Origin of the sequence: Streptococcus oralis, assembly GCF_003943395.1 — a bacterium.
GTDB lineage: Bacteria > Bacillota > Bacilli > Lactobacillales > Streptococcaceae > Streptococcus > Streptococcus oralis_BF.
The window spans coordinates 67,674-79,958 of sequence record NZ_RJPJ01000003.1; the positions used below are offsets into that span (position 1 = coordinate 67,674).

Consider the following 12,285-nt stretch of genomic DNA (forward strand, 5'->3'; position numbering starts at 1 on the left):
TGAGGTCAGGAAATCCATTTTTCAAAGATGAGATCTTTGGAAAATTAGTTCCGACCGTCCCTCACCACCTAAAATAACTATCCAAAAAGGAAGAAAGAATATGTCATTAACATCAAAACAACGTGCCTTCCTCAACAGCCAGGCACATACCCTCAAACCCATCATCCAAATCGGGAAAAATGGACTCAACGACCAAATCAAAACCAGCGTTCGCCAAGCTCTTGATGCCCGTGAATTGATTAAAGTAACGCTCTTACAAAACACTGATGAAAACATCCACGAAGTAGCTGAAATCTTGGAAGAAGAAATCGGTGTAGATACTGTCCAAAAAATCGGACGCATCTTGATCTTGTTTAAGCAATCCAGCAAGAAAGAAAATCGCAAGATTTCCAAGAAAGTTAAAGAAATCTAAAACCCTACTCCAAACAACTGTTTTTACAGAGAATTAAAGGAAGACGAGCCTATGGCAATCGAATTATTGACTCCCTTTACCAAGGTAGAGTTGGAGCCAGAAATCAAGGAGAAAAAACGCAAACAAGTCGGGATTCTAGGAGGGAATTTTAATCCCGTTCACAATGCCCATCTTGTTGTGGCGGACCAAGTACGACAACAGTTAGGACTGGATCAGGTCCTGCTTATGCCCGAATACCAACCACCTCATGTAGATAAAAAGGAAACCATCCCCGAGCACCATCGACTCAAGATGCTTGAGTTGGCGATTGAGGGGATTGAAGGCTTAGCCATTGAAACAATCGAGTTAGAGCGCAAGGGCATTTCCTACACCTATGACACCATGAAGATTTTGACCGAGCAACATCCAGACACGGATTATTACTTCATTATCGGGGCTGATATGGTGGACTATCTGCCTAAATGGTACCGCATTGACGAGTTGGTCGACATGGTTCAGTTTGTGGGGGTTCAGCGTCCACGCTACAAGGCTGGGACTTCCTATCCAGTTATCTGGGTGGATGTGCCTCTCATGGACATCTCGTCCAGCATGGTGCGTGACTTCATTGCCCAAGGTCGGAAACCCAACTTTCTCCTACCTCAGCCAGTGCTAGACTATATCGAGAAGGAGGGGCTCTACTGATGGCCTATCAAGACTATATCAACTGTTCTCGCGAGGTTTTGTTGGAAAGTATGACAGAGCTTCTGCCTGAAAAACGCTTAACCCATTGCTTGGGTGTGGAACTTGCAGCCATAGAGCTTGCCCAACGCTTCGGAGTTGATGCCGAGAAAGCAGGTCTAGCAGGCCTCCTTCATGACTATGCTAAAAAGTTGTCAGATCAGGAATTTCTAGACTTGATTGACCGTTATCAGCTAGACCCTGACCTCAAAAACTGGGGCAATAATGTCTGGCATGGCATGGTTGGTATCTACAAGATTCAAGAAGATTTGGATTTGCATGATCCTGAAATCCTGCGAGCTATTGAAATCCATACGGTCGGAGCTGGTCAGATGACTGATCTTGATAAGGTTATCTACGTCGCAGACTACATTGAGCACAATCGTGCCTTTCCTGGAGTGGATGTGGCGCGTGAAATTGCTGAGCTATCGCTCAATAAGGCAGTGGCCTACGAAACAGCGCGAACTGTGGAACATTTGGCTCATCAGGGATTCCCCATCTATCCCCAAACCCTTGAAACCCATAACGCCTTTGTGCACTATTTGAAAGAGGACTAAATGAACGAAAAAGAATTACTAGAACTAGTCGTGAAAGCGGCGGATGAGAAACGTGCGGAGGATATCCTCGCACTTGATGTACAAGATTTGACCAGCGTGACGGACTACTTTGTCATCACGAGCTCGATGAATAGCCGTCAGTTGGACGCTATTGCTGATAACATTCGTGAAAAAGTAGCTCAAGCAGGCTTTAAAGGTAGCCATGTTGAAGGCGATGCAGCTGGAGGCTGGGTTTTGTTGGACCTCGGCGGTGTCGTTGTGCATATCTTCTCAGAAGAAATGCGTGCTCACTATAACCTAGAAAAACTATGGCATGAGGCGGAGTCAGTAGATATTTCAGAAGCCTTGGCCTAGAAGATGAACTCAGTTGCAGTCAACTGGGTTTATTTGCTTATTTTAGAAAAAATGGATAGAAAGGTAAAGGGCGAGTGGTGTTTGCCATTGGGGCTCTTGGTATCATGACTATGGCAACTTATGAAACCTTTGCGGCTGTTTACGATGCTGTGATGGACGATAGTTTATACGATAAATGGACGGATTTTTCCCTCCGTCATTTGCCTAAGACCAAGGAGAGAAAGAAACTCTTGGAGCTAGCTTGTGGGACAGGTATCCAGTCTGTCCGCTTTTCTCAAGCTGGCTTTGATGTGACTGGACTTGATTTAAGCGCGGATATGCTGAAAATTGCTGAGAAGAGAGCGACTTCAGCCAAGCAAAAGATTGATTTTATTGAAGGCAATATGCTAGATTTGTCCAAGGCAGGTCAATATGATTTTGTCACGTGTTACTCTGACTCTATCTGTTACATGCAGGATGAGGTGGAGGTAGGAGACGTCTTTAAAGAAGTATATAATGCGCTTAACGAAGACGGCGTTTTTATCTTTGATGTGCATTCGACCTACCAGACAGATGAAGTTTTTCCAGGCTATTCTTACCATGAAAATGCGGAAGACTTCGCCATGCTTTGGGACACCTATGAGGATGTGGCGCCTCACTCCATCGTGCATGAGTTGACTTTCTTTATCAAGGAGGCTGACGGTTCCTTTAGTCGCCACGATGAAGTGCATGAGGAGCGAACCTATGAGGTCTTGACCTATGATATTTTGCTAGAACAGGCCGGTTTCAAGTCCTTCAAGCTCTATGCGGACTTTGAGGACAAGGAGCCGACAGAGACAAGTACCCGTTGGTTTTTTGTCGCGCAGAAGTAGGAGAACATCATGACCATCACAGGTATTATCGCGGAGTTTAGTCCTTTTCATAATGGGCACAAATACTTGCTTGAGCAGGCGAAGGGACTGAAAATCGTTGCCATGTCTGGGAATTTCATGCAGCGTGGTGAGCCTGCCATTGTGGATAAGTGGACAAGGGCCCAGATGGCGCTGGAAAATGGAGCGGATCTGGTCGTGGAGTTACCCTTTTTAGTCAGTGTTCAGGCGGCAGATTTCTTTGGCCAAGGAGCTGTGGATATCTTGGTTCGCTTGGGTATTGATACTCTAGCTTTCGGGACGGAGGAAGTTCTGGATTATCAGAAAATTGCTGACCTATACACGGAGCAAGGTGCTGAGATGGAGAATTTTGTGGATAATCTGCCTGATTCTCTCTCCTATCCCCAGAAAACCCAAGCCATGTGGAAGGAATTTGCAGGTCTTGATTTTTCAGGCAATACCCCCAATCATGTCCTTGCTCTTACCTATGCCAAGGCGGTTGCTGGACGAAACATCAAACTGCATCCAATTCAGCGTCAGGGGGCAGGTTATCATTCTGTGGACAAGGATGTGGACTTTGCCTCGGCGACAGCCCTCCGTCAGCACCAGAGGGACAAAGATTTCTTAGAACGCTTTATGCCTTCTGTTACCCTCTTTGAGCAAGCCAGTAAGGTGAGCTGGGATGACTATTTTCCCATGCTCCGCTATCAAATCTTGTCAAATCCAGACCTAACCACCATCTATCAGGTCAATCAAGAAATGGCTGTGCGTATCAAGGATGCCATCAAGACAGCCCAGTCTGTTGAAGAATTGGTCGAGGCAGTTGCGACCAAGCGTTATACCAAGGCGCGTGTCAGACGCCTCTTGACCTATATCTTGGTGCAGGCTAGAGAAAGTGACTTGCCAGAAGGTATCCATGTCCTTGGCTTTACCGAAAAAGGCAGACAACATCTTAAGTCTTTGAAAGGGCAGATCCATCTAGTCAGCCGAATTGGAAAAGAACCTTGGGATACCATAACACAAAAGGCAGACCAGATTTACCAACTAGGAAATCCAAGTATAGCAGAACAGAATTTTGGCAGGGTTCCGATTAGAATAGAAACAAACTAGGTCTACTGAAAGGTAGGCTTTTTTAGAAGATTTTCGAATAAATAGATAGAAAAGAAAAATCTTGTACAAGTTCCTGACAATTTCTTTCTTTTTTTGTATAATAGTGGAAAAGAGGTAAAACGAGGTATGGTTATGGAAGCAGTTCTTTACTCAACATTCCGGAATCATTTAAAAGACTACATGAAGAAGGTAAATGATGAATTTGAGCCTTTGACGGTGGTCAATAAAAATCCAGATGAGGATATTGTAGTTCTTTCAAAGAGCGAGTGGGATAGTATTCAGGAAACCCTGAGAATCGCTCAAAATAAGGAACTTTCTGACAAGGTCTTGCGAGGAATGGCTCAAGTTCGTGCTGGAAGCACTCAGGTGCATGTGATTGAGGAGTGAGGAATGCTGCTCAAGTTTACAGAAGATGCCTGGGCGGATTATTGCTATTGGCAAAACCGAGATAAGAAAACATTAAAAAGAATCAATAAATTAATCAAGGATATTCAACGCGATCCTTTTGTAGGAATGGGGAAACCAGAACCACTCAAGTATGACTATCAAGGAGCTTGGTCGCGGCGCATTGATGCAGAAAATCGCTTGATTTATATGATAGATGGAGATAGCGTGGCTTTCTTGTCCTTCAAAGATCATTACTAAGTCTACTGGGAGGTAGGCTTTTTTGCTTCGTTTTTCATGGAAATTTAAATTTTTAAAGATTCTTAATTTTGCTTGAATATCCAAGGGAATTCTTCAAAAATCACACAAAACTCTTTAATTTGGGTTTGTGAAAATCGGTTTTTTATGATAGAATATTAAGGAATGTATGTCATTCGATAAACAAATTTAATGAGGTAAAAACATGGAAATCATGACCATTGCGATTGTTGTTTTTGCCGTCATCATTGGTTTAGTCATTGGATATGTCAGCATCTCAGCTAAGATGAAATCATCTCAAGAGGCTGCAGAGTTGATGCTTCTAAATGCTGAACAAGAAGCAACTAATTTACGAGGACAAGCTGAGCGTGAAGCGGATTTATTGCTAAATGAAGCCAAGAGCGAAAGCAAGTCTCTTAAAAAAGAAGCACTATTGGAGGCCAAAGAGGAAGCCAGAAAATACCGTGAAGAAGTGGACGCTGAATTTAAGTCAGAACGTCAGGAGCTCAAGCAAATTGAAAGTCGTTTGACGGAGAGAGCTGCGAGCCTTGACCGCAAAGACGACAATTTGACGAACAAAGAAAAAACACTTGAACAAAAAGAACAAAGTATTTCTGATAGAGCAAAAAACCTTGATGCACGTGAAGAGCAATTAGAGGAAGTCGAAAGACAAAAAGAAGCTGAACTTGAACGTATCGGTTCCCTTTCCCAAACTGAGGCTCGAGATATTATCTTGGCTCAGACAGAGGAAAACTTGACTAAGGAAATTGCTAGCCGCATTCGTGAGGCTGAGCAAGAAGTCAAGGAACGTTCAGACAAGATTGCGAAAGATATCTTGGTTCAGGCTATGCAGCGTATCGCTGGTGACTATGTAGCAGAGTCAACAAACTCAACAGTTCACCTACCAGATGATACCATGAAGGGACGCATTATCGGACGCGAAGGTCGAAATATTCGTACCTTTGAAAGTTTGACAGGGGTTGATGTCATCATCGATGATACACCGGAAGTGGTAACCTTGTCAGGATTTGATCCGATTCGTCGTGAAATTGCTCGTATGACCATGGAAATGTTGCTCAAAGATGGCCGTATCCACCCAGCTCGTATCGAGGAGTTGGTTGAGAAAAACCGTCAAGAGATTGACAATAAGATCCGTGAATACGGTGAGGCTGCTGCCTATGAGATTGGTGCGCCAAACCTCCATCCAGACTTGATGAAGATCATGGGACGCTTGCAGTTCCGTACTTCTTATGGACAAAATGTCTTGCGTCATTCGATTGAGGTTGCTAAGTTATCTGGTATCATCGCCAGTGAACTTGGTGAAAATGCAGCTCTTGCCCGTCGTGCTGGATTCCTTCACGACATCGGGAAAGCTATTGACCGCGAGGTTGAAGGTAGCCACGTTGAGATTGGTACAGAGTTGGCTCGTAAGTACAAGGAACACCCAGTTGTGGTGAATACCATTGCTAGCCACCACGGCGATGTCGAAGCCGAAAGCGTCATTGCAGTGATCGTTGCTGCAGCAGATGCCTTGAGTGCAGCGCGTCCAGGTGCTCGTAGTGAATCTCTTGAAAGCTACATCAAACGTCTCCATGATTTGGAAGAAATCGCCAATGGCTTTGAAGGAGTGCAAAATAGCTTTGCCCTTCAAGCAGGACGTGAAATCCGTATCATGGTTAATCCAGGACAAATCAAAGACGACAAAGTCACAATCTTGGCTCACAAAGTTCGTGAGAAAATTGAAAACAATCTCGATTACCCAGGAAATATCAAGGTAACCGTGATCCGCGAACTTCGTGCAGTAGATTATGCTAAATAAATAAGAAAGAGCAGTTGAAATATTACTGCTTTTTTGTTACACTAGATAGAAAGACTGTAGAAGGATAACTGACGTTATCATCAGTATCCGAGAGAAATTTCACTTTATTTCACAGACTAACTAAAGGAGACATAATGGCAGACCGAGGCTTGCTAATCGTTTTTTCTGGTCCTTCAGGAGTTGGGAAAGGAACGGTTAGAAGAGAGATTTTTGAGAGTTCTGATAATCAATTTCAATACTCTGTATCGATGACGACGCGTGCGCAACGTCCTGGTGAAGTGGACGGGGTGGACTATTTCTTCCGTACTCGTGAAGAGTTTGAAGAGCTGATCCGTCAAGGTCAGATGTTGGAATATGCAGAATATGTCGGTAACTACTATGGAACTCCGCTGACCTATGTCAATGAAACTCTGGACAAGGGAATCGATGTCTTTCTTGAGATTGAAGTTCAGGGGGCTCTTCAAGTTAAGAAAAAGGTTCCAGATGCTGTCTTTATCTTTCTAACGCCACCAGATTTGGATGAATTACAAGACCGCTTGGTAGGTCGTGGAACAGATAGTGCAGAAGTGATTGCCCAACGAATCGAAAAAGCCAAGGAAGAAATTGCCCTCATGCGTGAGTATGATTATGCTATTGTTAACGATCAGGTGCCCCTCGCTGCTGAACGTGTCAAGCGTGTGATCGAAGCAGAACACTTCCGTGTGGACCGTGTCATTGGTCACTACCAGGAGATGTTGCCAAAATCTCCAACTACTCGATAAACTATAGGAAACAGGTACAAGCAAATGATGTTAAAACCCTCTATTGATACCTTGCTAGACAAGGTACCATCAAAATATTCACTCGTAATCTTGGAAGCAAAACGTGCCCACGAACTAGAAGCAGGTGCACCAGCAACTCAAGAGTTTAAGTCTGAAAAATCAACTCTTCGCGCTTTGGAGGAAATCGAGTCTGGAAATGTAACCATTCACCCAGATCCAGAAGGAAAACGTGAAGCGGTACGTCTCCGTATCGAAGAAGAAAAACGCCGCAGAGAAGAAGAAGAAAAGAAAATCAAAGAGCAAATCGCTAAAGAAAAAGAAGATGGTGAAAAAATTTAAGGTTGGGGGGACTCAATCTTATTTTTTCTATTGCAAGAATTTACTGACAAGAAGGAGGTGAGAAGATGGCTATCGCAAAGATTATCGTGGATGTTCCCCTGATGCAGACAGACCAGCCTTATAGTTATAAGGTCCCTGAAGAATTTGTAGAGATGCTGGAAGTCGGTATGCGGGTCCATGTCCCCTTTGGTAAAGGCAATCGTTTGATACAAGGAATTGTGCTGGGTTTGGAGTCCCAATCGACTGAAGAAGTGGCTGATCAGGGCTTGAAAGAGATTGCAGAGGTGCTGGATTTTTCCCCGGTTCTCACTCAAGAGCAACTCTGGCTGGCTGAGGAGTTACGAAAGTCCGTCTTTTCTTACAAAATCTCCATTCTAAAAGCCATGTTGCCTGGATTTTTAAACTCCAGTTATGATAAGATTCTTTATCCTCTGGAAGGTCTGAGTCAGGCAGACCGAGAGCGTCTGTTTGGTTCAGAAGATTCGCTAGCCTTTTCTTCTCTAGACCTTGCCAAACAGGCAGAAATGATGCGCTTGACCAGGAAAGGTCTGCTCCGCTTAGAATACCAGGCAGTCGATCAAAAGAAGGTCAAGACCCAGTCTTGGTATGAGGTTGATGCTACTCGAATAGAGCAGATTGAGATTTCTGTGCGTGCCAAGAAAAAAGCAGAGCTGAGAGACTATCTGCTGTCTCATCCTAAGAGTGCTCCTCTGGCTAGCTTGTTAGAATCCTACTCACGCGAGCAAGTCAACTTCTTTGTGGAGCAAGGAGCTCTAACCCTAGTCCAAAAGGAAGTGCAACGCTCAGCCGCTTATTTTGAAGGCATTGAAGCAAGTATACCTTTGGAATTGAATCCAGAACAAAGACAGGCGCGTGATGCCGTTGTCAGTGCTATTGGCAGTCAACAGCCTCCATTCCTCCTTCAAGGGATTACAGGGAGTGGGAAAACAGAAGTTTACTTACAGATCATCCAAGGAGCCTTGGACAAGGGTAAGACAGCTATTTTGCTGGTACCTGAGATTTCTCTGACGCCACAAATGACGGAGCGTTTCATTGCTCGATTTGGTGAGAAAGTGGCCATTCTTCACTCAGGTCTGTCCAATGGTGAAAAGTACGACGAATGGCGCAAGGTTGAACGCGGCGAGGCCCAAGTTGTTGTTGGCGCTAGATCAGCCATCTTTGCCCCTTTGAAAAATCTAGGTGTCATGATTATCGATGAGGAACATGAAGCTAGCTACAAACAAGACAGCAATCCCCGTTATCATGCCAGAGAGGTCGCCATTCTACGGGCTCAGTACAATCAAGCGACCTTAGTCCTTGGTTCAGCGACACCGAGTTTAGAAAGCCGTGCACGGGCTGGAAAAGGTGTCTATCACCGCTTACGTCTGACCCAACGGGCCAATCCTTTAGCCACTATTCCTGAGGTTCAAGTGATTGACTTTCGGGACTATATCGGGCAGAATGAGACGTCAAACTTTACGCCTCCTTTGCTGGAAGCCATCCAAGACCGTTTGGATAAAAAAGAGCAGGTAGTCCTTATGCTCAACCGTCGGGGTTATTCTAGCTTTGTTATGTGTCGGGAGTGTGGAACGGTGGATACTTGTCCCAACTGTGACATTTCTCTGACTCTCCACATGGATACCAAGACCATGAACTGCCATTACTGTGGTTTTTCTAAGGGGATTCCTCATGTCTGTCCCAACTGTCAGAGTCGCAGTATTCGCTACTACGGGACGGGGACTCAGAAAGCCTACGATGAACTAGCAGAGCTCTTTCCTCAGGCACGCATTCTGCGGATGGATGTGGATACAACTCGCAAGAAAGGTAGTCACCAAGCTCTTCTTGACCAGTTTGGGCGAAGGGAAGCAGATATCTTGTTGGGAACTCAGATGATTGCCAAGGGCTTGGATTTTCCAAATGTGACCCTAGTCGGAGTGCTCAATGCGGATACGGCCCTAAACTTGCCTGATTTTCGTTCTTCTGAGAGAACCTTCCAGCTCTTAACTCAGGTGGCAGGCCGTGCAGGTCGTGCGGAAAAGGCTGGTCAGGTCTTGATCCAGTCTTACAATCCTGAGCACTATACCATTCGTTTTGCCAAGGATCAGGACTACGAAGGTTTTTATGCTTATGAAATGAGTATCAGGCGCCAACTCGGCTATCCGCCTTACTATTTCACTATTGGGATTACCCTCTCTCACAAGAAAGAAGAAGAGGTTGTCAAACGTGCCTATGAAGTCATGGGAATTTTGCGCTCAGGTTTATCGGAAACTAGTAAAATCCTTGGACCAACGCCAAAACCCATCGCCCGTACCCACAACCTTTATCATTACCAGATTTTGATTAAATACCGTATAGAAGACGAGCTGGGACCAACTCTAAATCAGGTCTTGGCCTTGACTCAAGAACGGGAAAATAGCGAGCTTCGTCTCAGCATTGACCATGAGCCGCAGCAATTTTTATAAGAAGGAGAAGAAATGACAAAACTAATCTTTATGGGGACTCCCGATTTTTCAGCAACAGTTTTGAAGGGGTTGTTATCAGATGACCGTTACGAGATTCTAGCTGTTGTGACTCAGCCAGACCGCGCTGTCGGCCGTAAAAAAGTAATCCAAGAAACCCCAGTTAAGCAGGCCGCCAAAGAAGCAGGCCTTCCTGTCTACCAGCCTGAAAAATTATCTGGAAGTCCAGAGATGGAAGCCATTATGAAGCTAGGAGCTGATGGGATTATCACCGCTGCTTTTGGGCAGTTTCTCCCGAGTAAACTCCTTGATAGCATGGACTTTGCGGTCAACCTTCACGCTTCTCTTCTTCCCAAACACCGTGGTGGCGCGCCTATTCATTATGCCTTGATTCAAGGGGATGAGGAAGCTGGTGTGACCATTATGGAGATGGTTAAAGAAATGGATGCAGGGGATATGATTTCTCGTCGCAGCATCCCCATCACAGATGAGGACAATGTCGGCACCTTGTTTGAAAAATTAGCAATTGTTGGTCGTGACTTGCTTTTGGACACCCTGCCTGGCTATATTGCTGGGGAGATCAAACCTGTGCCTCAGGACCCAAGTCAGGTCACTTTCTCGCCAAATATCAAGCCAGAGGAAGAAAAGTTGGACTGGAATAAGACTAACCGTCAACTCTTTAACCAAATCCGAGGGATGAATCCATGGCCTGTTGCCCATACTTTTCTCAAGGGAGACCGCTTTAAGATCTATGAAGCCCTACCTGTAGAAGGTCAGGGAGCTCCAGGCGAGATCCTCTCAATTGGCAAGAAGGAATTGATTGTCGCTACGGCAGAAGGGGCTCTGTCTCTCAAGCAAGTGCAGCCAGCTGGGAAGCCTAAGATGGACATTGCTTCCTTCCTCAACGGAGTTGGACGGACATTGACTGTAGGAGAACGATTTGGTGACTAAAGTAGAAACGGCTAGAAGTCTCGCCCTAGCGGTGCTAGAGGATGTTCTAGTCAACCAAGCATATTCGAATATCGCCTTAAATAAACACCTCAAGGGGAGTCAACTCTCGGTAGCAGATAAGGGGTTGGTGACAGAGATTGTCTACGGAACGGTAGCTCGCAAACTCACTCTGGAATGGTACCTGTCCCACTTTATCGAAGACCGGGATAAGCTGGATAACTGGCTCTATGTCCTGCTTCTCATGAGTGCCTACCAACTCCGCTATCTGGATAAAATTCCAGATCACGCAGTGGTCAATGAAGCGGTGGAACTAGCCAAAGCCCGTAAAAAAGGCAGTGAAAAACTGGTCAACGCCGTCCTTCGTCGTATTTTGCGAGAAGGCTGGCCAGATATTGACAGCATTAAGCGAAAAAATAAGCGTGATTCCATTTCCTATTCTCTCCCAGTTTGGCTCGTGTCTAAACTCAAGGAAGAATACGGCGAAGAGCGAGCGCAAGCTATTTTTGAAAGTCTCTTGGTGCGTAACAAAGCCAGCATCCGAGTGACTGACTTGAATCGAAAAGAGGAAATCAAAGCTTTGTTAGAGGCGATTGATTCCCCCTTGGCAGTTACTGGTCTGGTCAAGGAACAAGGCCACTTTGCGGGACATGATTTGTTCGCAGAAGGTGCTATAACCATCCAAGACGAGTCTAGTCAATTGGTTGCTCCGACTCTTGATCTACAAGGCGATGAGCAGGTACTGGATGCCTGTGCCGCTCCTGGCGGAAAAACAGTCCATATGGCCTCTTACCTCACATCGGGTAAGGTGACGGCTTTGGACCTTTATGATCACAAGTTGGACTTGATCCAAGAAAACGCCCAGCGTCTGGGTGTGGCAGATCGAGTGCAAACACAAAAATTGGATGCCAGAAAAGTACATGAGTTTTTTGGGAAGGATTCGTTTGATAAGATTTTAGTAGATGCCCCTTGTTCTGGAATTGGCCTCCTGCGTCGCAAACCAGATATCAAATACAATAAAGAAACGGCGGATTTCGCATCATTACAGCAAATTCAGCTGGAAATACTAGGTAGTGTTTGTCAAACCTTACGAAAAGGTGGTATAATAACGTATAGTACCTGCACTATCGTCTCAGAGGAAAACTTTTACGTCGTTGAGGCATTTTTAGAAAGTCACCCCGAGTTTGAGCAGGTTAAACTAGAACACGAATGCAAGGATATTTTGAAGGACGGCTGTATCTTAATTACTCCTGAATTGTACGGAAGTGATGGATTCTTTATCAGCCAATTCCGCAAGATGTCTGATTAGGAAGGAACTG

The 12,285-nt window shown here is 45.1% G+C and carries 14 protein-coding genes; all 14 read left to right on the forward strand.

Features of this window, described 5'->3' with window-relative positions; translation table 11 throughout:
* Nucleotides 1–100: 100 nt before the first annotated feature.
* Nucleotides 101–412 (forward strand): ribosome assembly RNA-binding protein YhbY, encoded by a 312-nt coding sequence (yhbY, locus tag D8802_RS03055; RefSeq protein WP_000060169.1) that lies wholly within the window; start codon nucleotides 101–103, stop codon nucleotides 410–412.
* Between the two features lie 51 nt (nucleotides 413–463).
* Nucleotides 464–1,093, forward strand: a complete 630-nt coding sequence (locus D8802_RS03060; RefSeq protein ID WP_000963713.1) for a nicotinate-nucleotide adenylyltransferase — start codon at nucleotides 464–466, stop codon at nucleotides 1,091–1,093.
* The gene (gene yqeK / locus D8802_RS03065) at nucleotides 1,093–1,686 is read left to right on the forward strand and encodes a bis(5'-nucleosyl)-tetraphosphatase (symmetrical) YqeK (protein WP_125394744.1); all 594 of its coding nucleotides are present in this window, start codon (nucleotides 1,093–1,095) and stop codon (nucleotides 1,684–1,686) included. The genes D8802_RS03060 and yqeK overlap by 1 nt, the downstream gene beginning before the upstream one ends.
* The gene (rsfS, locus tag D8802_RS03070; RefSeq protein WP_042767955.1) at nucleotides 1,687–2,040 is read left to right on the forward strand and encodes a ribosome silencing factor; all 354 of its coding nucleotides are present in this window, start codon (nucleotides 1,687–1,689) and stop codon (nucleotides 2,038–2,040) included.
* 110 nt (nucleotides 2,041–2,150) lie between these two features.
* Nucleotides 2,151–2,891: a class I SAM-dependent DNA methyltransferase gene (locus D8802_RS03075; protein WP_312023256.1), complete on the forward strand. Its 741-nt coding sequence runs from the start codon at nucleotides 2,151–2,153 to the stop codon at nucleotides 2,889–2,891.
* Between the two features lie 9 nt (nucleotides 2,892–2,900).
* Complete coding sequence (locus tag D8802_RS03080) at nucleotides 2,901–3,998, forward strand: nucleotidyltransferase (RefSeq protein WP_125394745.1); 1,098 nt, start codon at nucleotides 2,901–2,903, stop codon at nucleotides 3,996–3,998.
* A 132-nt stretch (nucleotides 3,999–4,130) separates the two neighbouring features.
* Nucleotides 4,131–4,385 carry a type II toxin-antitoxin system Phd/YefM family antitoxin gene (locus D8802_RS03085; protein ID WP_000388572.1) on the forward strand — a complete coding sequence of 85 codons (255 nt, stop codon included), beginning with the start codon at nucleotides 4,131–4,133 and terminating at the stop codon, nucleotides 4,383–4,385.
* A gap of 3 nt (nucleotides 4,386–4,388) precedes the next feature.
* Nucleotides 4,389–4,643, forward strand: coding sequence for a Txe/YoeB family addiction module toxin (locus tag D8802_RS03090; protein ID WP_125394746.1), 255 nt, complete (start codon nucleotides 4,389–4,391; stop codon nucleotides 4,641–4,643).
* A 202-nt stretch (nucleotides 4,644–4,845) separates the two neighbouring features.
* Nucleotides 4,846–6,459, forward strand: a complete 1,614-nt coding sequence (locus tag D8802_RS03095; protein ID WP_125394747.1) for a ribonuclease Y — start codon at nucleotides 4,846–4,848, stop codon at nucleotides 6,457–6,459.
* Between the two features lie 134 nt (nucleotides 6,460–6,593).
* Complete coding sequence (gene gmk, locus D8802_RS03100; RefSeq protein WP_125394748.1) at nucleotides 6,594–7,220, forward strand: guanylate kinase; 627 nt, start codon at nucleotides 6,594–6,596, stop codon at nucleotides 7,218–7,220.
* Nucleotides 7,221–7,244: 24 nt separating this feature from the next.
* The gene (gene rpoZ / locus D8802_RS03105; protein WP_002875802.1) at nucleotides 7,245–7,559 is read left to right on the forward strand and encodes a DNA-directed RNA polymerase subunit omega; all 315 of its coding nucleotides are present in this window, start codon (nucleotides 7,245–7,247) and stop codon (nucleotides 7,557–7,559) included.
* Between the two features lie 65 nt (nucleotides 7,560–7,624).
* Nucleotides 7,625–10,021, forward strand: coding sequence for a primosomal protein N' (locus tag D8802_RS03110; protein ID WP_125394749.1), 2,397 nt, complete (start codon nucleotides 7,625–7,627; stop codon nucleotides 10,019–10,021).
* Nucleotides 10,022–10,033: 12 nt separating this feature from the next.
* Nucleotides 10,034–10,969 (forward strand): methionyl-tRNA formyltransferase, encoded by a 936-nt coding sequence (gene fmt / locus D8802_RS03115; protein WP_125394750.1) that lies wholly within the window; start codon nucleotides 10,034–10,036, stop codon nucleotides 10,967–10,969.
* Entirely contained in the window at nucleotides 10,962–12,275 is a 1,314-nt protein-coding gene (rsmB, locus tag D8802_RS03120) for a 16S rRNA (cytosine(967)-C(5))-methyltransferase RsmB (protein ID WP_185758186.1), read from the forward strand. The genes fmt and rsmB overlap by 8 nt, the downstream gene beginning before the upstream one ends.
* Nucleotides 12,276–12,285 lie beyond the last annotated feature (10 nt).